We start from the raw sequence: 23,550 nt of genomic DNA, 5'->3' as shown, positions 1-23,550 counted from the left end.
TTGTAATGCTTTTTTTGCTATTTTCGTTTATGAGTCACCGTTCCTATGGTTAATGGAGCCGTGTAATGAGCATTACTCCCCGATTATATAGCTCATTATAGCAGGCAGGATACAATAAAGGTACTGATCATGTTCGTGTTGAAAACGATACGATTTGTAGTGTTATCATCCGGTTGCCGCGGATGGAATGCTTTATTAATTCCTGCTGTTCAAAAACCACCTTCTGTAATTATTACCGACCCTGGTCAATGGCACCACTCTTACCGTATGATAGCAGCAAAAGGCCGTTGTCCCTGATCAAAAATAATGTGCACCATTAAACCTTGTTCTATGCCTTTTAAAAAACAGGATATACAATATATCCGCCAGGCAAAAGCGATCCTTACAGAAAATTTCGACCGGCCGATCACCATTCCACAGCTGGCCAAAAAAGCGGGTATTAATGAGGCCAAGTTAAAAAAGGGCTTCAGGGATTTGTATGGCCAAAGCATTCATGATTGTTTGCAGCAATTGCGCATTGAAAAGGCCAAGCATCTGCTTACCACCACCAATGATACGGTGACCGACATATCGATGTATGTAGGCTATAGCCAGATCAACCACTTTATTACCCTATTTAAAAGAGTAGTGGGCGCCCCACCTGCTGAGTGGAGAGCACTCATGAAAAAAAGCAGGAAATGAGTTGGTTGCAGGTTACCGGTTGCCGGATACCGGTTACCAGTTGCCGGATACCGGTTGCAGGTTGCAAGTTGCAGGTTCCAGGGTACCAGTTGCAGGCTATCAGCTACGCTGTGTAAGTTACCGGTTACAGAGAAACAAGGGTACACCCTGTAACTTGTAACCAGCAACTTGTAACATACTCCCAACTGCAGTTTACTTACTTCCCTGTAAAATTTTACCCTATGGGGCAAAATACCCGGTTTGAATAATTTTTCCTCCCGATTTCATAACATCAGGCGGCAGGTTGCCCTGTACCTTTGTATGGGAACATAGAACTTCACTAACCTTAATTACTTTATATATACCCTGATTACCTGCCGTATGCAGACATCATCCATCGCAGCCAATCGCGCGCCGATGAACGGGCATTGTATTATAGTGAATTCAGTGATTATGCTGTGTATGGTATGTGAAAGATGCGAAACATAATTGCCACTCAGCTATGGTTGGGCGATATGTTTCAATAACTGAAAAAGATGCTGCATTACGAGGTTTAACCAGGAAGGGAGCCGCCATGGCTACGCGGTTGGCTCCCTTATTTTTAAGGCACAAGGTTCAAGGCACAAGAGACAAGGCACAAGGCATAGGAAACAAGGCACAAGTAAAGACACAAGCACCAAGGCTCAAGGGCATAAAGTGAAGAGGTTTTAATGATTAATGATACTATCAAGCAGCGGGGTGGGTCATCCGTTAGTCGGCGGAGGCTCATCATCGCTGCTTTTTAATTTGTATACATGTGTGGCGAGATGGTCACACCTATATTATATGTATACACTAACGGTTAGCGGTTACCAGTTACCGGTTACTGGTTACTGGTTACTGGTTACTGGTTACTGGTTACCGGATTCCTGATACCAGTCAACCAGTAGTTGGCAACCCGGTAATTTGAAACATTAAATCTGCAAGCTGCAAAAATTAACCGGTTTGAATAATTTTTCCTCCCGATTTCGTAGCTGCAAACTTTTTTCCCGCAGTATCTTTGATTCAACAAAGCAACAAAGTGCCGACAGAAGAACAAAGCAAAAGCACAACCGAAGTTACAGACAGATTGTTGCAAACTAAATGAGACCAACACTTGTCGGAGCATTATTCTTACCTCTGAAAACAGAACAACCTTTGGTAATATATAGCTTAACCATGTACAACTCGCTACATAAATCGCCGTTCCGTTCACGGAATGGTTATATCAGGCCTTGACCAAAAGATAAAGGTTTAATTACGCAGGAGCCGTCTTGATAAGGGGCGGTTCCTTAATCAAGGCCGGCTATCTGCAAATGGCAACATTGTAGCTATTGGGATAAAGTTGCAGGTTACAAGTTTCAAGGTAGCAACCGCCCTGTAACCTGTAACATGGAACCTGTAACAGGTAAACTGACAACTGGTACCGGGAACTATAAACAAGAAACCCCGTCCGACCGGGTCATCCGGGCGGGCACAAACCAGAAACTGAAGATATTCCCTCCCTATGGCCTTGCCCATCCCGCCATAAACCGGGATTGGCAGGCAGGGAGCGGCTTACTAACCTATGAGATAAGAATAAAAGGATCAATTTTTTTTGAGAGGGTTCAATATGCAAAAACCGCTGCCGGTGATGCACATCCTTTGATTGTATTTCATCGCTCGTGAGAAAGATCGAAGGAGGTGCTCACCTGGGCGGAGCAGATTGCAATTTCTGATTTCGGGATTTGGAGATTTTTAGATTTGTTTTAGTGCATCACCTGAATAAAATCACAAAATCTAAAAATTTCAAAATCAAAAAATCAAAATATTTTACCGGTCAATTTAAACCTTATTGTTATGGAATCAGTATTCGTTAACACGCCGGCGCAACAGAACGACAATCAAAACGGACAACATAGCGGCAACAACACCCAAAGCGGCCGGCCCGATATAAAAAGGTTATCTATTATTATACCTGCCTATAACGAAGAAAGAACCATCGGCACAGTGCTCGACAAGATCAATGAAGTGATACTCCTAAATAATATTGAAAAAGAAGTGATAATTGTAAATGATTGTTCAAAAGACCGCACCGAGCAGGTGGTGCATGAATATACTACCAACAATCCCAATCTGACTATCAAATACCTCAAATACCTTAAACATGCAACCAACCAGGGCAAAGGGGCGGCTATACATACGGGTATAGCCAGTGCTACCGGTGAATACCTGCTGGTGCAGGATGCCGACCTGGAATACGATCCCATGGAGTACAACACCTTACTAAAGCCCATCATCAACGGACATGCTGATGTAGTATACGGATCGCGTTTCATGGGCGGCAATCCGCACCGGATCCTTTTCTTCTGGCACTCGATAGGCAATGCGGTGCTCACCTTTCTGAGTAATATGTTCAGCAACCTGAACCTCACAGATATGGAAACCGGGTACAAAGTGTTTAGAACATCTATCATTCAAAATATCTGGCTGGAAGAGAAACGGTTTGGGTTTGAGCCGGAAGTAACTCAAAAAATAAGCATGGTCCCTAACATACGCATCTACGAAGTAGGTATCAGCTATTACGGCCGCACCTTCGCCGAAGGCAAAAAGATCGGGTGGAAGGATGGATTTAGGGCTATTTATTGCATATTGAAATATGGACTATTCAATAACAAGGTATTGGTAAAAAAGACACGGAAAGAGTTGTTGGTACATGAGGGATAGAAGCTATTAGAAATTAGCAAGTGCCAAGGAAAAGAGTATGAATCGAGACATTTATTCACCATAGACCATTCACCATTGACCATATGACAAAGCGCACCACCATCATCGAAATCATCACAGTATTAAACATCATCCTGTTCCTGTACACAGGCATTGCCAAAATAATGGATTACAGCATATTTAAAGAGCAACTCGCTGTATCCCCTATTTTAGGATTTGTTGCCAAACCCGTTGCCATATTATTACCCTGGGTAGAATTTGCAATGGTGCTCATGCTTGTTATACCTCGCTGGAGATTGAAGGGATTGTATGCCTGTTTTGCACTGATGATTCTATTTACGGCGTACATAATTGCACTGTTTAGTATTAGTAAAGAAATGCCCTGCAGTTGCGGGGGTATTATAGAATTGCTTTCCTGGAAACAGCATATTGTGTTTAATACTGCCTTTATTGGGCTCAATCTGTGGGCCATAATCCTATTAAAGAAGGAAAAAAAAGAATTGAGGAAAGAGTGGAATGAAGAAAGTGAATTTAAGATGTCACACGGATAAAGAATAATTGCAAAAGATATAATCGAAATTTAAAGCACAGGCCTTCAATCGTCATAACATTCAATATATGAATGCACAAACTATCACACCAGCAAACGAAGTATCATTTAAAGACTTTTTGTTTAAGAACAAGCGGAATAAGACTATTTTAATATTGGCAGGGGTGGCTATTGCGGTGCAGTTTGCTATTTTCAAATATCTATATCCGTATGCGAGTTTTATACATGGGGATTCGTTTGTTTATTTGAAAACGGCATATCAGAATTTAGATATTAATACCTATATGGTAGGCTATTCCAGGTTCCTTCGGCTGTTTAGTGTGTTTAGTAGCTCTGATTTTGTACTCGTAGGTTTTCAATTCGTATTGATTCAAACCAGCTCTCTCTTCTTTTTGCTAACCCTGTTTTACTTCTATAATCCCAAAAAGGTAATACAGATTATATTATTGTGTTTCTCCGTATCAAATCCTCTATTTCTTCACTTATCCAATCTAATTAGCAGTGATTGTTTTTTTGTAGCCATTAGCCTCACTTGGATTACCTTATTGTTATGGATTATATACCAACCAACTACCAGACTCATTATATTTCATGCTGTCGTGTTATTCATAGCTTTTACCGTTCGGTATAATGCCTTGATCTATCCATTCATTTCGGTCGGAGCTTTTGCATTATCAAGCTTATCCTTTCGTAAAAAATTAACGGGCATTGCCATGGGGACATTGCTTGTTGGATTGTTTGTGTTATATACTAGTTATAAATATAGTCAATTGACTGGGGTCTGGCAATACTCCCCTTTCAGTGGATGGCAGTTGGCCAATAACGCCATGTATGCTTACCGTTATGTCGACAGCACCGACAGGAAACCGGTACCACCAAAATTTGAAGTATTGGACAATATGATCCGTGCTTACTTTGATAGTAGTCATGATGTAAAAAAGAACCCGGTGGAAGCAATAATGGCTAGCACCTACTATATGTGGTCTCCAGGCTTGCCGCTATTTAAATATCGAGATGATCTATTTAAAAACGATTCTATAACCTCTGAGTTTCAAAAATGGGCTTCAATGGGACCAATCTTTAAGGAATATGGGTCCTATATAATCAGACATTATCCGTGGTATTATGTGAAGTATTACATATGGCCTAATACAAGTAAGTATTACGCTCCACCACTAGAGTTTTTGGAACATTATAATTCGGGCAAGGACAGTGTGGGGCTTGTTGCTCAAATATGGTTCAAATATAAAAGCCTTAAAGTAACTACCCGTATGAAAGATTTGAAGGTGAAAACATTAGACTTTTATCCTATCCTTTCCGGTGTAATTAACGTGGTAATGTTTTTTGGTCTCTTGTCTTTCCTGCTCATGAATGATTGGTACCAAAATCACCGATTTCAAAAAGGTGTGTTGTTGGGTGGTACTGTTTGGCTCCTAAATGCTGTATTTACCATTTTCGCATCCTCGGCTGCTATTCGATTCCAAACTTTTCCAATTTTGCTTACTACAGCTTTTGCTTTATTATTAGTGGATTGGTTATGGAAAAAGGCAAGTTTAAAGGTAGAGCAGAGGGCTCAAAAGTCAATAGTCGTAAACAAGATAACATCATTAAATATGCAATAACACTATGAAAAGAGAAACAGTCACAGAAGTCATTGCAATATTATTTCAGATACTGTTCTTGTATACTGGCATAAGCAGAATACTTGACAAAATAGTTTTCAAAGAACAAATTTCCACGTCTCCGTTGCAAGAACCTTTTGCTCCCTATATAGCTACTTGGTTGCCAAAATTAGGAATTCTGATAGCCATAATATTATTCATTCCCTTGTGGCGGTTAAAAGGATTGTATGTCTCCTTTATACTAATGCTATTGTTTACAGGTTATATAATTGCAATACTGATTTTCAACAAACATGTTCCTTGTAGTTGTGGTGGCGTCCTTGAACAATTATCCTGGTACCAGCATATTATTTTCAATACAATGTTTATAGTACTATTAGCAGTGGGAATTAAACTCGAAAGAAAAAATAAAAATGAGAGAAAAATCGCGTATCTGTAATTAACGAACGGCAAGGAGCAAATCATAATTCGTAACGAACTTGTAAACCACAAATTAACTAACATGGCATTTCAAAATTACATATCGTCAATTCCTGCAAATCGATGGAATTGGAAGGATTTGGAGAATAAGAAGTTGTTGTGTTTTGCTGGCATAGTGATATTGATACAATTTGCTTTATTGAAGTTTTTATATCCCTTGCCCAATTTCATGCCCCCAGATTCCAATTCATATATGGAGGCGGCATTTGACAACAAGACAATAAATATGTGGCCGATTGGTTATTCTAAATTTTTACGTTTGCTAAGCAGTTTTACCAATTCTCATTTTGCACTGGTGTTGACACAATTTATCCTTTTACAAAGTAGTCTTCTTTATTTCTTATTTTCAGTTTGTTATTTGGTAAGGCCAAACAAGTGGGTTTTTCGAATCATAGTCACAAGCAGTGTGCTAAACCCATTACTACTGCATATAAGCAATTTTGTTTCGAGCGATGCTCTATTTACATCATTAAGCGTTGTATGGTTTACCCAGTTGTTATTGATAATATTCAAGCCAAATAAGCGGTTATTGGTACTTCATGCAGTGGTATTGCTTTCAACTTTTATGGTTCGCTACAACAGTCTGTATTATCCCTTAATCAGTATTATAATAATATTTACAAACGTCCGAGGAAGATTAAAGTGGGGTGGTATTGCTTTAATTGTAATTCTTTTGTGCGCTTTTGTAGGACGTACCCTATATCAATACCATAAAGTTACTGGCATAGCACAGTATTCGGCCTTTGGTGGCTGGCAATTGGCATCCAATGCCTTGTATGGCTATGCTTATGCTGCCCAAATTGATCCCAATAATGTACCCATAAAATTTCGCCAACTACATTCACTTGTAAACCGGCATATAGATTCTCTTCGTCATCTAATCGTAAGACCCGATAGAGCGGAAAATGATATAGTTGTATATTATTTATGGGACGAGAAATCTCCTTTAAAAGATTATATGCGTAATCATTGGAAGCAGGATACTGATACACGATACTTTAAACAATGGGCAACGATGGCCCCTTTGTACGGAGAATATGGGCTCTATCTGATTATGCAACATCCCAGCTCCTTTATTAGACACTACGTATGGCCTAATCTAATTAAATATTATGTTCCCCCGATAGGATTTCTAGGTGCATACAATATTGGAAAAGACACCGTAGATCAGATAGCAGTTGCCTGGTTTGGCTGGAAAAATAATAAAGTGTTTACCTATTATAAAAATAAAAAGATAAAAATAGTTGAATATTTTCCTGTATTCCTATCAATTATCAATCTGGTCTTTATAGTATGTTTCCTGTCCTTCGTGGTCTCAGGTGGTTTAAAAAAATGTACACCTTATAATAAGCGCATAATATGGTGGTGGTTAGTGGTTTGGTTCTCCAATTTGTTATTTAGCGTGCTATCCGCGCCAATAGAATTACGGTATCAATTATTTCCAATGATCATAACGTTGACGTTAGATATCTTGCTAGTATCATTTCTGGTACAACTAAGTCAGGTTACGCAACCCCCAATAATGGGACAACAGAAATCTAAAGAGATATTGTCAGAATTGGCGACGCGAATTTAAATAATTACAAAGGGTCGTTTTATGAAAAATAAACTATGCATAGTATTAATGATTGGTTTAGTCGCTTGCTTTGGCCGTAGGCCAGTTGCAAAAACCGGATTAGAAGGGAAAGTGTTACCATCATTTGAGGTTTTGTTGTTAGATAGTATAACTCACTTCAATACAGACAATTTGCTGCATGGACAACCCATCGTTTTGTTTTATTTCAGTTCTCAATGCCCCTATTGTCGGGCTCAAACTAAAGAGATAGTTGATGAAATAACAGCACTTAAAGATATCAGATTCATTTTTCTAAGTATTGACTCCATTACCTTAATCAAACAATATGCTGACCATTATAATTTAAAAAAATATGCCAATATTATTATTGGGCAAGATTTTGCCAACCATTTTGCAGATTATTTTAAAGTAACCGCTATCCCATACATCGCTATATACGATAAAAATAAACGGTTAAAAAACGTATTGGTTGGTAAAAGAAATGTAGATCTAATTAAAAGCATTGCTCTTGAGTAAAAATGTCTGCACTACACGCGGGCTTTGAACTTGCAAGCAGGGCCTGCAAAATGTCCAATGATGCCGAAGAGTAGATAGGATCCGTCTGCTCTAAAGATTCAACGGACAAGGTGGCGAAGGCCGCCTGTTATTTCAGCATCTAAAGTTTAGCTGTTCATGGAAAACATTTGCTATTGAATAGGGATAGCTTTAGGTGTGGCAGTTAATGTGGATTAGCCGAAAACCACTAAAAAAGAGTAGGCAAATTTTTAAAATTAAAGTTTAGCTTTTTGATTAAAAAAGCAGCGATTATTATGAAAAAAGCAAAAGTTTTGCTGAGTGCTATTACAGTTCTCGCTATAGTAGGTGGTGCATTGGCCTTTAAGGTAAGAAATGTCAATCATACATGGTATTATGAAGATAATAGTGCCAATCATTTCTGCACACTTTCGGGAACTACATTTCAATCAAAGAAAGATGATATTCTGGGTTCGAATTTTCCAACATATAGCACCGCTTCAAATAGCTCTGCTCGTTGTGCTGGTGTAAATTTAATTGCAGATCCAGAATAAGTTGTGGTAGCATACTAGCTAAGTTTAAATATCTTGGCGTAAGCTAAAAAGAGGCTTTCTTCTATGTTGAAAACAAAGCCTCAAATGGTAAGATTTGCATATTGCACCAGCTTTAAGGTTGGTGCAATTGCTTTTCAGATCCTATATAAAATAATCTCCTTTAGCAAATATTATAAATTAAGCCTCACTTTCCACTATTATTTTTACAGGTTACCTAATAGAAATTTAAAAGAGTAGTCTTGCATGTAAGCCACAGACAGCCTTTTGCATTGAATGATAAGTACATTACCCGACCAATTACATGTGCTAACCCAAGCCAGCAAGTTTTAAATGGTTAAAATGTTTCTCGGTTAATAAATATTGGCAACTATGGTTCAATGATGAGTGTATATTTCAAAAGAGTCTAGCATCACTTTTCTCAAGGTTCGATACCGGTTAAAAAAGACAAACACATCTCCATTGATGACGTGCTCTTCCAGTTCCGTTCCAATCGCCTGTCACTTCCTTGTAGAGTTTGGCATTGCTGATCTAGGCAAAAAGCTATAGCTTACAAATAGCCTTACTACCAACCACTTCGACACTTGAAAATCACAGAACACACGATTGTCCTGCAACTGTAAAAAGTACTTTCTGTTATGCCAATTTACTTGACAGTATGCTATCACCTTAGGCAATTTTTTCCTGTTCATCCAAGTATTGGCGATTTTTCCGCTCGGCGCTGTTTTGTTTGTCACCCACCCATGCTGGTTCTGTTCCTTAATTTCAATATTAAAGGCATAACTTAATAAATTCTATTCACATCCTTACTTTCCCCAGCGTTTACGAATGCCCTAGTTTCCCAAAGAATCCTATCGATTACATATTCAAATGGATGAAAAATTCGAAAGTATTTCGTTTCTGCATATATGGCAAGTAAAATCTATTTTCAGTCGCTTACTTTTCTTGATTTTTTTGTCCGGACGGTGTTAATAGCAAACCCGGTCCAGGTGCTTGGGTATCTTCATTTAATTCAAGCCCGGTTTTAATACCTTTCACTTTAGCTGGTATTCCCTCAGTCATCCATTTAGGCGCTGGAGTCCCTTTCAGATAATGATCAAAAAATTGAGTCATGCGTATAGTATAATCCTCTGACTCTTTTCCAAATACGCTATGCCCTCCTTCATCATATTGTAACATCCATACTTTTTTTCCTAAGCGACGCAACGCCGTAAAAAACTCCACACCTTGATTAAATGGAACAGCGCCGTCATTCTTGTTATTCATCATTAATAAAGGAGTAGTTATTTTATCAACTTCAAAAATGGGAGAATTTTTGATATACAAATCTTTTCGCTCCCAGAGCGTTGCCCCTATTCTACCGCCTCTCAACTCCAAGTACTCTCCCCATCCATATCCTCCTCCCCATAATCCTCCATAACTACTTATCAAGTCTGAAAAGCCTGACGATGAAAAAGCGGCAGCAAATAGATTAGTGTGAGTAATTAGATAATTTGTTTCATATCCTCCAAAACTATGTCCTTTAATTCCAATCTTTTTATTGTTTACAAATGACATTTTTGACAAGTATTCGACTGCAGACACCATAGAGTTGTAAACACTTCGTCCAGGTTGTCCGATTGTATAATGAATATCCGGTGTAAATACTAGGTAGCCATTACTTACAAACCATGGTATGTTTAGGTCTCCATATGAAAATGAAGGTTTAAAGTATGCATTCAGTCTATCAGACATCTTATCATAAAAGTAAATGATCAAAGGGTATTTCTTCTTTGAATCAAAATTTTGTGGCTTATATAAAATTCCCTGCGAAGTAATCTTGTCTAAGGTCTTCCAACTATGCAATTCAGATTTCAACCAAATAAAATTTCTCTCAGGATGAACATTACTTAGCTGTTTATAAGTTCTAAAATCAGTAGTAAAGTAATAATTAGGAGATTCATCAGAACACATTCGTCTAACAACATATGCGTTTGAGTTCTTTGCTTTAATTGGAGGTGAATGCGAGTCATCAGGTACATAAACACTATTTGGAATAAAATAAATATATGGACCCATAGTTAATAATTCCGGAGCTCCCGGTACGCTTACTACCTTTTTATAAAATCCATTTTCTTTTGAACTATTGTTAAATGCAGTCAAAATTAGCGTATCCTTTTCATGGTAAACTTTTTTTGAATAATCGGTTCCCAAATTGAATACTATGTTATGTTTTTGTCCATAGCCACCTGTAATATTAATGGCATGTATTTTTCCTGTCAAGTCAACTTGCCATATATCATGTTGGTCGTAGATAAATACTGCTGAATCTCCACTCATCCAACCGGCTACACCTCTTACTGATAGATAAGAAGCAGGAATTTCTGTTTCAGGGTCTACCCAATTGACAGAAATATCTTTTGTTATATTTCTATCTATCCCCGAGGCAATTTCGTAACAATAAAAGCTTTTCCGAAATGAGTTGTAGTAGATAATATATTTCCCTTGTGGCGAAAGAGTAAAAGTATTACCGTACTTTCCAAAATATGTTTGTGTCTTTATTAGTTTCCTTGTTCCATCTTCAAACACTAAATAGACAGATCGTCGGCAGGCTGGATTCCAATTCCATTCCGACATGCTGACATCTCCGTCAGTATGGGAAATTAATACAATATCATCTCTTCTTTCATCAGAAAAAGGTGGCCATCTTTCGGGTGCATCATTCTCCATTTGCAATTGGGCTACCATTTTATTTTCAACATACACAACTGCCGCATAGCTTCGAGGTAATAACTCTTTTAATTGCTGCGATTGCAACTTTGTATCGGTATAGCTCCATAGGTCAAATCTAATCGCATCTCGGTTAGGCATAGGGTAATCCCTTTCCTTTAATAAAAAAAATAATCTTTTTCCATCTTTACTAAAGCCAGTAATGCGATCTAATTGAAAATTACTACTTATTTGTGATGATTGATCTGCAATCAATAAAACTGAAGTATCGTTGCCAGGTTTGTAATACCAGAAAGAGTTTATATCTTTTCTATTTTCCTGCTTGCACTGAACTACAAAGGCTAATTGATTAAAGTTGTTGTCAAAAACAAAATTACTTGCTGTAGTGTTGGTGTCTTTTGAGTACCATATTGGGGTAATACTTCCACTGGAAAGATCCACCCATTGTACAATTTGTTTATAAGCACTATTTAGTTTTTCCTCTTTTTGGAGTAACAACACATTCCCATCGATACTAAAAAGGTAGTTTTTTACAGATGCAAAAACATCTTGCTTTTTAGACACAAGGTTATAAACAATTAGTTTATCATCAGCCCCTTTCAATTGAAAAGCGAGTATTTCATTTTGTCCATATAACGGCATTTTAAAAGAAGCGACATTTGATATATAACTCACAACATAATTGCCGAGATCTATAATGCCTAGAGAGTCTTGGGATTTTGTAAAAATGACCTTTCGGCTGTCGTTTGTAAATAGTGCGTTATCTACATTACTCAGCTCGATTTTACAAATAGAGCCGATGTCTTGTAAAATGAATGTTTTGCCTCCTTCAGGTTGGTTATTTATCGTGTAAAATACAAATTTTCCATCATTACTTATTGTAGCGCCTTCAATATACGTCCATCTTCGAAACGTGGAGGTATCAATACAAGGCTTGTCTAATTCAGAGGTGATTTTTTGAGAAAAGGCTATTGTAATTGATAAGGTAAAGATAAAGGATAAAATCAATCGTTTCATGGCAAATGCATATTTGTGTAATGTTTTTATTGCAAATAATGAATTAGGAGGGTACTATATCTTGGCTCCGCTTCTATTAACCTTGAAATATAAAGGCTTGATATTCTATGTTAAGTTACAAAATAGTCGTCTAGTAGGAACAGATAGTACCTAAAATATCTATTTTTCATTCCGAAATTCACATTTTCGTAATCTTTTTAGCTTCTACTATTGCTTATTCAAATAGGGGAAAATTGTTATATTTTTAAAGTGCCTCAGAATACACTATTGTAAACAACGCATGGCGAGCTATAATGTCAAAAATTCTAGAACAATGACAATTGCCTATTATGTAAATAACAAGGTCTTCAGTTTTGTTATTGGTGTTATTGACCGTCTTTGACATACCGATAAAATTTAAAACTTTGTCGAACGACTGTTCCGACGAAATAAATTGGCGTTAATATTAAGACTTTTTTGGCGCCTCATTTCTTTTTTCTACTTCCCATGTTGGCTCACCATTTTGCATTTTTTCAAGCGCATCTTGAGCATCCTTAAACTGTGGTAGTAATTTAATAATTTTTTTCTCTAAATTTATTGCATCTTTTTTTCGTCCCAATTTATAAAGTAAGTTCGCTTTAGTGTCCATATGATTAATCCTTATAGGGTTTACTTTGGGAAGAATTTCTACAGATCTTTTACTCCATGAAAGAGCTATTCGTAACTCTTGTTTATTATTGCTATGCGAAAACACATACCATGCATAATTATTCAGAATATAAACATCCAAATTCGAAATTCCCGTTAATTGAACTTGACGAATTAAATATTTAGTATAATTTTTCCAATTTTTTGTACCCTCATACCATAGCACTTTAGCTTTCGTAACGCTCAACTTTGCATACTTTGCATTGTATTGATTTTTAATATTATTATCGATACTATCCCAATCAGGTTCAATTCCATTTTTTCTGGCAAGGATGTACAAAGGATTAACATCTTCCTTGTATATTATATCATTTACAATTCGTTCAGAGAAAACGTTTGTTTGCATAATCTTATTAATTTTCTTGGAATAATTGTAAAAGAATTTAAACGATTTACTCTTAGAACACATCAATTCAGGAAATGAAATTATAAATTTAATACCGTCCCTTGAGTAGATGTTTTTTGGGGAGGCTGACAATAAATAATTATCGATATAGTCACTTGCAATTGTGTCTGCCAGCGATTGATCAAACGTTCTTGCTGTGTACGCTAAATATGGAGCTATAGTATAATTCTTGTTCAGTCGATATTCATTCAATAAAGTATAAAACTGATTGCAAGAATCAAGAGCTTCATTAATAAGTGAAATAAAAGAATTCACATCTTTTTGGCCAACATCTCTATGCATCAACCTACCATCTGGAGAAAAGAAAAGATATGTGGGGAATATATATATATCATATTGCTTTTGAATTGCATTCGCACCTGCGTACCAATTTTTAACTTGCTCATTATCACTTTCTGAAGTATCCAATTGAATTTTTTGGGAAACGAACTTGTCATTAACATAATTACCAACGTTTTCATTTGCATAAACGGCAATATCCATTTTTTTACAAGGTCCGCACCAGGAAGCATAGCAATCAACAAAAATGTATTTATTTTCCCTTTTAGCCTTTTCCTTTATTTGTTGCCAGTTCAATCCTTGTTCAAATTTTATTCCGTTGCCGAAATCACTTCGATGATAGGTACCCTCCATTGACCATGACTCTTCGGTGGATAAATTTTTGTCAATCCTAACCAAATTAAGCTTGGAACGATCTTGTGACAAAGACCAATTATAAGTGATTACGCGGTCTGGGTTATTTTCATTTTCGGGAGTATAAGTGATTGTTTCTGTAAAACTCTGGCCAATTGTAATCCATTTTATAGCATGCGCCTTTATTTTATTTTTTATGCTTTTAATTTCAAATGCAGGACCACCATAAGCAATTGTCTCATTTACCGTAGCTATATCCGAATTTTGACCTATAGTCACCCTTTCTATTGAAATGGAGTCAACTCCTTGGATAATCCTCATTTTTAAAGGAACGCCATTCGCGTATTCAGGGCCCTGCAAGACTTTGCTATCTTCAATTATCCACATACCGGAAAAATTCTTTTCTTGCGAAAATGTCGATAACGAGCAACTGAGAAAGCATGAAACACACAAACCAATTACTACCATTTTGTTATGAATACTATTTAAGATACAATACATACTTTTTAAATATTTTCTCACTTATTAGTTACTATGTAAGACCGATTTTCAAACTGCAACCGTAATTCATCTTATATGAGACTAAGTGTAAATCACTCGCCTAAGTACAGGTACCAGCCCTTATCCTTTAGTAGGCTTTTCATTTTAAAACTTTCTTTACACTTTGTATTACTTATCGGCTCGCCACAATATTGTTCTACCGTTGTTGCGTCTTTTCTAAATTATCGTAATCTATACGCTAGGCCTAGAATGACATTTGTAATCACCCGGCCAACTAAAGGCATCAGCCTGTGGTTGGTTGGTTTTTTATTTTAAATATGTTTAGAGCAGCATCCATTTCTTCGGACGCTGACAGCCAGGGCTTGATGGATTTTCTTAATTGTTTGCATAATTTTCATATTATTTAATGGTTTTAGTTATATTAGTTATGCTCATGGGGCGTCACAAGAACTTGATTAACCTAAACACAGATACGATACCTGGAAAAATCTAACCTTTCGAATCGCGTAGCTATGACCACCGTTGTTTGTGTCTTCTTACCAACAACAGCCCATGACATTTATAATTTCTGGCTCCGGAAAGAGTCTTTGGGTCAATGAATTTTCTATACTTATTGATAACTATGGTTCAATGATGACAGCTTCTTCTAAAAGAGCCTGAAACCAGTTTTGTGGCAATAACTCTTTAATCCGGCTGGAAGGAAAGCATTTACATCATGGAGTTTGCAAGTCGCAAACAAAGAATATAAAATGGCGGCATTTTGAGCGGTATCGTGGGATCCGGCGAACAGGTATAAATATTTCGGCCAAGAGCTATCGGCCGAATGGTATTCTCGATAAGATTAGTATCCATTAGCAACATGCCATCATGCAGGTACATGCCGAGTTGCTATTCTCGCTCAGAAAAATAAGCCGTTGCTTTACCAATCGGGCTTCTCAGCGTGATTAGCTTAGGTATTTCTTCTCTTACCCAGGAAGCTAACTCATTAAAGATCGGAACCGGTTTTTCCTGCCTTATTTCTTTACGTTGATCGAAGCTGAAGTTTTGTTCCCGACAATAGCTTCTATGCTGTATAATTTGCCATATAGCAATGGCATGTTCAGCTCGTTTGCGATCTGTAAACTTTGCTTCATGGAATTTCCTGCGGGCATGCGCATTACAATTGAAGTGCGTTACTCCCTGAATGCTTCCGTAATGCTTATACACATTATAGCAATCCGTGTGAAGGTATCCTTTGAAGTCTCATAATACCGGCCTTGCGTGTTTGTTGCCTCTTCCTCGCAGGTATTGTCGAGTAGATACACAGATTACTCTCTTATATCCCTCACAGAACCCTCCGTGTTCTTTGGCTCTTTCGTCTTATTGCTCGCCTCCAGTATCGCCTAACATAGGATTAGTTACCAATATGTCAAAGAACGAAACTATTCTTTAATAGCGTTTATTTTGATTTGTAATTACTCGGGCGTTTACAATCATTTATGTATAATTCATTTGGGGCAGGCAATATTTTTTACAGTCTATTTACTCCTATCAACAAGAGGCCAACTTAATAACCAGAGTTCTGTACTAGGTTATTGTCTCTCTCTATTTCAGAAGAAGGAATGGGATACCACTGCCAGTTTGTACTCCATGAACCACCTTTGGCGGAGCAAACTCCACCAGGGGTCCCCATTACAGAATCCATGCTACCCGTTCTTTTCAAGTCTAGCCAGCGATGCCCCCATTCGGTAAAAAGCTCGACTTGTCGTTCATGTAAGATTGCCGCTAATAATGAGGTTTTATCAGAAGCGGTAGTATTTGAAAGTCCTGCTCTGTTGCGTATCATATTCAGATCACTTTGAGCACCGCTTATATTATCTTGTTGGGCTCTTGACTCTGCTCTTATCAAATATTGTTCAGCTAACCTTAAAACCATTAAATATTCACTTATAGAAGCACCAGGCGTCGCTTCTTTATATTTATAAGGGTAATAATATGTGCTTGTTCCAGGAGGGGTTGGCGTAACGCTACTTACCCAGTCTAACTTACGGTGATCTCCTGTTTCGAAAGCATTTAGCAAGTTATCGCTCAAGCTCACAGGATTGCTATTATCTAAACCACTGGGCGGAATAATAAATGTCCGTGCATCCTCTGTATTCCAGCCACTGTTTACAGGTTGTAATTGCCATATTGCTTCGCTGCTGTTTTTTAAAAAAGCATCGCTCAAGGTTGTTAAATTATACATGGATGAGTTATTAATAACTGTGGTGGCTTGCGCTTCAGCATTTATATAATCACCATTAAATAAATATGCTCGAGCCAATAAAGCTGTTGCAGCCCATTTAGTAGGTCTTACTCTTTCAGTTGTCGCCGTTAACGCATCAGCTTTTAAATAATTGGAACTTAAAAGACTTTGAGCATCTTTAAGATCCTCAATTATCTGTAGATAAACTTGAGATTTTGGTGCACGCGCAAGCCTCGAATTTACAGTATAATCAGTGCTTAATGCTAAAGGCGCATCTCCATACAATGTTACAAGATAGAAGTAAAAAAAAGCTCGCATGAATTTTGCTTCTCCAAGTAATTGTTGTTTTACAGCAGGTGTCAACGAAGATGATTTATTAACTCCTTCAATCGCCGAATTGCAAATGAAAATGAATGGATAAATATTATACCATGAGTCCGAACCTGCTACCGATGTAGATAAATTGTTTTTGTAATAAGCAGTATATTTCGCATCAGTTGATCCGCTCCAAAGCGTTAATTCGTCTGCAGATAAAGCAGTATATAAGGTGAGGGAAGTAAATCCTCCCGCTGCAAAGTTGTTTGAACTTATTTTTATATAAACACCAGTCAACACAGCAGCAGCTGTGATATCACTTGCATACACATTGGCTGCATTGGTGCTTGTAACTGGTGCGTTTGTTTCAATGAGCTTTTTACAACCAGTTAAACTTAAAGTGATAAGAAAAACACTTATATAAATTCTTATTTTAGGTGTGCTATTTATTCCACGCATGATTATTAAATTTTCATGTCAAATAAAATATCCAAGTTTTTCTGGCATTACAATTCTAATTGCAAGCCGATCGTCAATATTTTTAAAGGAGGAAGTGAATTTGTACTTCTAGTCTCAGGATCAAGTCCGTAAAAATTTGTTATCGTCAATAAATTTTGTCCTTGTATATATAATTTACACTTTTGCAAGTGGACGTTTCTCTTCCAAGACTCCGGTAATTGCCAAGACAATGAAATGTTTTTGAACCGTATATAAGACGCGTCAGTCCAAGCTGCATCACTATTAGATGCTGCGTTACCAGACAAACTATAATCAGAATTGTATTTTTGAATATCAGTGATGTCGCCGGATTTTTGCCAGCGGTTAAGCACTGAAGTAGGTTGGTTGCCAAAAGTTCCAGGTAAGATACCAAAAAAATAATTCTGCCCTTTTTGTTTTACGAATTGGAAAAATACTTGTAAATCAAATCCTTTATAGTGAAAATCATTTTGAAATCCTCCATAGTACTTGGGAAAGGGATTAATGAGAACAGTCTTATCAGCAGGATCATTTGGGGAGGATGTTGCATTTCCATGTGCATCTGTGACCTGATATTTTCCAGTTAATTGGTCAACACCAAGAAAATGAAATGCTTTTATCGCAAATAGTGGTTGTCCAACTATTAATGATTGAGCATAACTCGACGTTGCAAGATTGGGAAATTCAACTAATTTATTTTTGGGCAGAGTTAAATTAAAGCTGCTTGACCAACTAAATTCTTTTCCTTTTAAATTAATTGTATTAAGCATAAATTCCCAAGCAGTATTTTGAACTGTTGCAGGAAAATTTTCTATTATGAATCCAAAACCCGTAATAGAGGGAAGGGCATATCCTAATAGTTGATTAGACGAACGATTTTTAACAAAATTCGAAGTAAACAAAACTCTATCTCTTAAAAATCCCAGATCTAAGCCAATTTGTAATTTTCTGGTCTCCTCCCATTTTAAATATGGGTTTGGAAGGTTGTTTGGTGCTAGTCCTGTTGCACCTTGGTATGGAACATCTGGTTTTATAGGACTATATAAATTTAGGAATTGGTAATCACCGATCTGGTCATTGCCTGTTGTGCCATAGCTGCCTCTTATTTTACCAAAACTGACAAAAGATAAATTCTTTTTGCTAAATTTTTCGTTGCTAAATATCCATCCCGCACCCACAGCGCCAAAATTATGGAACTGATTTGCTTGTCCGAAACGACTGCTGCCATCTCTACGAGAAGAGAGATTAACCAAATATTTTTCTTGCCAATTATAACTTACTCTACCAAATAATGCAGTGTATTTGTAGACAGAAGAAATTGTTGAATTTACTCTCAGAATCGATGCTGAGTTGATGTCGGCAAGGATTAAATCACTATTATACGATATGCCTCGTATTTGTTGACCGTTACTAGTGGTTTGTTGTATTGTAGTTCCAATTAACGCTTCCATTCTTCCCTTCCATATATTTTTTTTAATCCTAGCTTGTGGTTCAATTATCCAAGTCGTTATGTTATTGTTTCCATATAATGCACCTCTACCGAGATTACCATATAAGGGCCGCAATTCCGGTGCACGATAAATTAGCGGAACAAGTACAGTTTCGTTGGACTGAAGATTCGTATAACCGAAACTACTCCGGATATCAAGACCCGGCAAAACTTCATAACTAAGTGTTGCATTACTAACCAAATTGTTAGTTTTATTTTGATATGTATTATAAAGGATTGCAAGGGGATTTGTCCAGGTACTGCGACCAGAAGAGTTTGGCATCCAGTTAAGCGTTCCATCGGTATTGTAAAGCGCGGGAGCGTCCGGCGGGAGCTGAATAGCGCTGAGTGTTAAGTCTTCGCTAAATAATTTGTTATTGTCAGCTAAATAGCTGCCAGATAATTGCGTACGGAATTTTTGATTAGCAGAAACATTATTAATGCTGAAATGTAAAGATCCTTTGCGGTCGGCAAAATTACCTGGAAATACAGTTGTCTCTTTATGATAACCCGCGCCTAGCAAAAATTGTGTATTAGCATTACCTCCAGAAACAGTAGTTTGAACATCGTTGTAATGAGCTGTACCTCCTATTAATTCCTTTTGCCAATCAGTATACCGGGTGGTATCCCATGTACCGTTAATGTCATAGTCATAAAAACCTAATGATGCATTATCATTTGCTTTTGCTTCATGACGCATTTGTAGATACTGCTGAGTATTTAAAAGGTCCAGCTTATGCGTAACTTTCCCCCAACCACTTTGAGCATTGATAGCTACCTTCGTTTGTCCTGCTTTTCCTTTTTTGGTTGTAATCAAAATTGCTCCATTAGCAGCTCGTGATCCATAAATAGCCGTTGCGTCAGCATCTTTTAATACCTCAATAGACTCAACGTCGGCAGGGTTTATAAAGCTAAATGGGTTACCATATGAAATATTTCCTCCAGAATATCCTAAAATATTTCCCAAGCCAGGCAAAAGCGTACCGTTGTACGGTACTCCATCAATCACGTATAGAGGGTCGTTTCCTTTTCCAATGCTGTTTTGTCCTTGCAGCTGTACGGTTAAGCCACTACCAGGTAACCCTGAGGCCTGGGTAATAAACAAACCGGGTACCCGTCCCTCCAGTGCCAGCAACGGATTATTCACCGGCTGCTTTTCTATATCACTCGATTTAACACTACTCACATTCCCTGTACTCAACCTCTTCGTCGTCGTCCCATACGCAATCACCACCGTTTCATCCAATAGAGATGTTTTAGAAGGCTGCAAACTCACCATTAGCGAATTTTTTCCCTTTATGGAAATCAACTGAGACTCATGCCCAACGTAAGACACTTCCAACACTGCATTTTCAGAAACATTTTTTAAAGTAAATTTCCCATCTATATCAGTAGTAACCCCCTGGCTACTGCCTTTCACCTTCACATTAGCCCCCGCTAACGGATTGCCTTGATCGTCGAATACGCGACCCGAAATGTCAATTGGATCCTGTACAGGCTGAGCCGGCCCCTCCACTTCACTCACCCTCTTTTCCTTCGGCTTCACCACCACCACTTTATCCATAATGCTGTACGTTAGTTGCGGCTGGTCTTTGAAGCAGATCTCCAGCACTTTTTCGAGGCTGGCGTTGTTGATCTTAACGGTAACGTGTTTGGCCTTTTGTATCAGGCTTTGCATGTACAAAAAGCTGTAGTGCGTTTGTTTTTCGATTTCTGAAAAAACTTTTTCGAGCGGGGCGTTTTGTACATTGAGATTTATGGTTTGGGTGTCGCCACCGGCATATGCTATAGGAGTGTTTAATACGGTTAGTAAGCATAGAGTCAAAAGAGTCGTAAAACAACGGAACCGGCCAGGACTGGTCCCGTGTCGTAAGGGGTGTTGAAATTCTCTCATAATTGGCAGTTTTTTGCTGACGCAGCTCTTCCCGCCCATTGCGGGTTGTTGGCGCATACAGCCGATGGTTATGAATGTGGAGTTGTTTCGCATGCGTTTAATGCTTTTGCGCTGCTTTGGTTATATTATATTTTCACAGGCACGGATTCCCTTCGATCAGGCCTTACCCATCCCTTCGACCCGCCGATAGTCGGGCAGGCTTCGCTCAGGATGAAGGGTACGGACGAAATAACAGGGAACAATGACTTAGCTACGATTCAAAGTCAATCATTCATTCTGCGGTTTATTTACTAAACCGGTCCATAAAATGTAAAACTGAAAATATCAGTAAGGAAAAGGCTGTGCATGGCACAATAGCGTGAAGCAATCATTCATAGTTTGCGGCTCCCGAAGGATGGCCGTCTTCATATAGCAAGGGCAACAACCGTTTAAGGGTGGATAAGTTTAACGGCTATGATATAATTGTGAGAGAAGTGATTTGCCCTTCCCGTTTTTCATAGTCGGAATTTTGGATTGGTATTTGATTGTGAATGGTGAATGGTGAATAGATACCGAATTTTGGAATTTCCTGTTACTGCTTAGCACTCGCTACACGCAGTTCCAATACTATTCGTTTTCTGCTAATCTTACTTACTTACAACTTATTACTTACTACTTTCTTACAATTATCGTTTTCCCGTCTATCCCAAAATGCACACCGCCGGTTGCTTCAAGTAGCTGTAATAAATTTGATACTGGTACCGACCGGGGTATTCTTCCGCTTAACCCTTCGGTTGGTTTGCTTTCGTACTGAATATTTACATCGTACCAGCGTGATACCTGTCTGAGTATGCTTTCTATATCGGCATTGCGAAACTGAAAATACCCGTCTTTCCATGCCACCGTTTCATCTACATCTATATCGCTTGATACTTTTATTTGTCCGTTTTCGGTTAGTTTAGCCTGTTGGCCTGGTAATAAGGTTTGTGATTTATTCGCAGTCTGCTGTATTGGTGTTTTAGCCTTTACTTCATCACCCGATGAGATTTTTATTTTGCCTTCGAGCAGGGTAGCCTCTACTGCTTCTTCATCGCTGTAGGCATTGATGTTGAAGTGCGTGCCTAAAACCTCAATCATCCCCTTGCCACCGCTTGAGGGTGATTGAGGGAAGTATACTCTAAACGGCTTCTTCGGGTTCTTTTCTATTTCAAAATATAATTCGCCGGTTACTTCAACACTTCTTTCATTTCCTGCAAATAGGGTCGGATATCTAATAGAGGAAGCTGCGTTTAACCACACTTTGCTTCCATCTGGTAATACTAACTGATATTGGCCTCCTCTAGGTGTTGACAAAGTGTTGAAGGTTATCGTCTGCGGGTTGCTTCCGGCTTCTGACTTCCTCCCGATAGCTATCGGGACGACTTCATACCTGAGCTTTCCATCGTTTAGCTTTATCACCTTCACATTGCCCTGTTGTATCAACGCGCCGTTCGAAACACTATCGAGTACTATTACCCGTCCATCGGCAAGGGTTAACCGGGCATGATCTCCACCGGGCTGCACATCATTTTTATAAGCTACCTCAGCAGGTGTTTCTTTTGTGGTTTCAGTTGGTTTGGGTGTTATTAAGATCCAGGTTAGCAAGGCTGCTATTAATAATGCGGCAGCTGTTGCTGTTACAACCCACCTCAGCTTCACCACCTTCGGCCGGGAACGGGGAATACCGGCTCTTTCAACCAGCTTTTCCCAGTTCGCGGTAACATCGTAACCGGTTAGCTTACGAAGCTCGGTGCTTATATATTCTTCATGGTTATACTGTTCAAAGAAGCTGCGGTTTTCATTAGATAACTCGACCCACGCTGATAACTCTTCGGTTTCTGTTTCCGAAATGGTGCCGTTTACATGCTTGCCAATCAACTCCGCAATCCGGTCGTTAGGATCCATAACAGTCTGTGTGTGAGGTAAACAAATTCATAATTACTTAACCATTTCGTCATATTCTGATAACCTGCCACATCTATAGAAACAATAAAAATGTTTTTATTCCCACTCAGTTGGTCATTTTTTTTCAAGAAAATGGGATTTTTTATCAGTTGCAGGTTTTTGCTGATGCAAGGCGGAATTTCGGTCAAAGCCTTAATTCGCGCGAAGGCGAAAGAAATATATAAGGTATCTAATGCCTGCCCGGCTGCGTAATTCAGGCGGGAATGGTTCAACAGGTAAAACCCCGCGAGAAATCCATCGGATGCCTTACACGCCTTCATTCCGACACAGATTATTAAATAGACCCCACAGTTTACTAAATAGGCCCAACTTAATTGCTTCAGCAAGGGAATGGTTGGTTTAACATGTGAACTTTTTGGTTCTACATGGGAAGTTCCAACCTCTGCAAGGGAAGTTCTTTCTTTTGTAAGTGAAGTTTTTGCTTCAGTAAGTGAATTGGCAACTCATGTAATGGAAATAATTGCTAAAGTCAGGGATCTTTTTAGTTCAATCAGGGGTATCCCTCCGGGAAGTTTAACAATGGATAGTAAAATAGTTAT

15 protein-coding genes and 1 pseudogene are annotated in these 23,550 nt (G+C 38.2%); 10 read left to right on the top strand and 6 right to left on the bottom strand.

Annotated features, from left to right (window positions below; all coding sequences use genetic code 11):
* The first annotated feature begins 330 nt into the window (after positions 1–330).
* From AC59IL_RS37545 to AC59IL_RS37505, 9 genes are all read left to right on the top strand, one after another.
* A complete protein-coding gene (locus AC59IL_RS37545; RefSeq protein ID WP_496557397.1) occupies positions 331–681 on the top strand; it encodes a helix-turn-helix domain-containing protein in 351 nt (116 codons plus the stop codon).
* Between the two features lie 1,389 nt (positions 682–2,070).
* Positions 2,071–2,346, top strand: coding sequence for a hypothetical protein (locus AC59IL_RS37540; RefSeq protein WP_496557396.1), 276 nt, complete (start codon positions 2,071–2,073; stop codon positions 2,344–2,346).
* 171 nt (positions 2,347–2,517) lie between these two features.
* Positions 2,518–3,384, top strand: coding sequence for a glycosyltransferase family 2 protein (locus AC59IL_RS37535; RefSeq protein WP_496557395.1), 867 nt, complete (start codon positions 2,518–2,520; stop codon positions 3,382–3,384).
* Positions 3,385–3,467: 83 nt separating this feature from the next.
* Positions 3,468–3,935 carry a MauE/DoxX family redox-associated membrane protein gene (locus AC59IL_RS37530; protein ID WP_496557394.1) on the top strand — a complete coding sequence of 156 codons (468 nt, stop codon included), beginning with the start codon at positions 3,468–3,470 and terminating at the stop codon, positions 3,933–3,935.
* A 67-nt stretch (positions 3,936–4,002) separates the two neighbouring features.
* The gene (locus AC59IL_RS37525; protein ID WP_496557393.1) at positions 4,003–5,556 is read left to right on the top strand and encodes a hypothetical protein; all 1,554 of its coding nucleotides are present in this window, start codon (positions 4,003–4,005) and stop codon (positions 5,554–5,556) included.
* Positions 5,557–5,560: 4 nt separating this feature from the next.
* Entirely contained in the window at positions 5,561–5,995 is a 435-nt protein-coding gene (locus AC59IL_RS37520) for a MauE/DoxX family redox-associated membrane protein (RefSeq protein ID WP_496557392.1), read from the top strand.
* A gap of 63 nt (positions 5,996–6,058) precedes the next feature.
* Positions 6,059–7,612: a hypothetical protein gene (locus AC59IL_RS37515; protein ID WP_496557391.1), complete on the top strand. Its 1,554-nt coding sequence runs from the start codon at positions 6,059–6,061 to the stop codon at positions 7,610–7,612.
* 21 nt (positions 7,613–7,633) lie between these two features.
* Positions 7,634–8,128, top strand: a complete 495-nt coding sequence (locus tag AC59IL_RS37510) for a TlpA family protein disulfide reductase (RefSeq protein ID WP_496557390.1) — start codon at positions 7,634–7,636, stop codon at positions 8,126–8,128.
* 293 nt (positions 8,129–8,421) lie between these two features.
* Positions 8,422–8,679 carry a hypothetical protein gene (locus tag AC59IL_RS37505; RefSeq protein ID WP_496557389.1) on the top strand — a complete coding sequence of 86 codons (258 nt, stop codon included), beginning with the start codon at positions 8,422–8,424 and terminating at the stop codon, positions 8,677–8,679.
* A gap of 933 nt (positions 8,680–9,612) precedes the next feature.
* Here the strand turns inward: AC59IL_RS37505 and AC59IL_RS37500 are convergent.
* The 6 genes and pseudogenes from AC59IL_RS37500 to AC59IL_RS37475 all read right to left on the bottom strand — a co-directional run bounded on the left by AC59IL_RS37500 (position 9,613) and on the right by AC59IL_RS37475 (position 22,951).
* On the bottom strand, positions 9,613–12,402 hold the full coding sequence (locus AC59IL_RS37500; protein ID WP_496557388.1) for an alpha/beta hydrolase family protein: 2,790 nt from the start codon (positions 12,400–12,402) through the stop codon (positions 9,613–9,615).
* A gap of 445 nt (positions 12,403–12,847) precedes the next feature.
* Positions 12,848–14,515, bottom strand: coding sequence for a thioredoxin family protein (locus tag AC59IL_RS37495; RefSeq protein ID WP_496557387.1), 1,668 nt, complete (start codon positions 14,513–14,515; stop codon positions 12,848–12,850).
* A gap of 822 nt (positions 14,516–15,337) precedes the next feature.
* Positions 15,338–15,856 (bottom strand): annotated as a pseudogene (locus tag AC59IL_RS37490) (IS66 family transposase); the annotation flags it as partial.
* A 319-nt stretch (positions 15,857–16,175) separates the two neighbouring features.
* Complete coding sequence (locus AC59IL_RS37485; protein ID WP_496557386.1) at positions 16,176–17,627, bottom strand: RagB/SusD family nutrient uptake outer membrane protein; 1,452 nt, start codon at positions 17,625–17,627, stop codon at positions 16,176–16,178.
* A gap of 47 nt (positions 17,628–17,674) precedes the next feature.
* Complete coding sequence (locus AC59IL_RS37480; protein ID WP_496557385.1) at positions 17,675–21,085, bottom strand: SusC/RagA family TonB-linked outer membrane protein; 3,411 nt, start codon at positions 21,083–21,085, stop codon at positions 17,675–17,677.
* 594 nt (positions 21,086–21,679) lie between these two features.
* Complete coding sequence (locus AC59IL_RS37475) at positions 21,680–22,951, bottom strand: FecR family protein (RefSeq protein ID WP_496557384.1); 1,272 nt, start codon at positions 22,949–22,951, stop codon at positions 21,680–21,682.
* 390 nt (positions 22,952–23,341) lie between these two features.
* Between AC59IL_RS37475 and AC59IL_RS37470 the strand changes: the two genes are divergently transcribed.
* On the top strand, positions 23,342–23,550 hold a 209-nt coding region (locus tag AC59IL_RS37470; RefSeq protein ID WP_496557383.1), incomplete at its 3' end, for a hypothetical protein.

The sequence above is a fragment of the Niastella sp. sgz303648 genome, from assembly GCF_059587045.1.
The sequence above is the reverse complement of the archived record's forward strand: the minus strand, read 5'-3'. Positions and strand labels throughout refer to the sequence as shown.

Coding starts and splice junctions, on each gene's coding strand:
- AC59IL_RS37545 (WP_496557397.1), top strand. CDS start 331: ATGCCTTTTAAAAAACAGGATATACAATATATCCGCCAGGCAAAAGCG.
- AC59IL_RS37520 (WP_496557392.1), top strand. CDS start 5,561: ATGAAAAGAGAAACAGTCACAGAAGTCATTGCAATATTATTTCAGATA.
- AC59IL_RS37485 (WP_496557386.1), bottom strand. CDS start 17,627: ATGCGTGGAATAAATAGCACACCTAAAATAAGAATTTATATAAGTGTT.
- AC59IL_RS37475 (WP_496557384.1), bottom strand. CDS start 22,951: ATGGATCCTAACGACCGGATTGCGGAGTTGATTGGCAAGCATGTAAAC.
- AC59IL_RS37480 (WP_496557385.1), bottom strand. CDS start 21,085: ATGCGCCAACAACCCGCAATGGGCGGGAAGAGCTGCGTCAGCAAAAAA.
- AC59IL_RS37495 (WP_496557387.1), bottom strand. CDS start 14,515: ATGTGGATAATTGAAGATAGCAAAGTCTTGCAGGGCCCTGAATACGCG.
- AC59IL_RS37530 (WP_496557394.1), top strand. CDS start 3,468: ATGACAAAGCGCACCACCATCATCGAAATCATCACAGTATTAAACATC.
- AC59IL_RS37515 (WP_496557391.1), top strand. CDS start 6,059: ATGGCATTTCAAAATTACATATCGTCAATTCCTGCAAATCGATGGAAT.
- AC59IL_RS37535 (WP_496557395.1), top strand. CDS start 2,518: ATGGAATCAGTATTCGTTAACACGCCGGCGCAACAGAACGACAATCAA.
- AC59IL_RS37505 (WP_496557389.1), top strand. CDS start 8,422: ATGAAAAAAGCAAAAGTTTTGCTGAGTGCTATTACAGTTCTCGCTATA.
- AC59IL_RS37500 (WP_496557388.1), bottom strand. CDS start 12,402: ATGAAACGATTGATTTTATCCTTTATCTTTACCTTATCAATTACAATA.
- AC59IL_RS37510 (WP_496557390.1), top strand. CDS start 7,634: ATGAAAAATAAACTATGCATAGTATTAATGATTGGTTTAGTCGCTTGC.
- AC59IL_RS37525 (WP_496557393.1), top strand. CDS start 4,003: ATGAATGCACAAACTATCACACCAGCAAACGAAGTATCATTTAAAGAC.
- AC59IL_RS37540 (WP_496557396.1), top strand. CDS start 2,071: ATGGAACCTGTAACAGGTAAACTGACAACTGGTACCGGGAACTATAAA.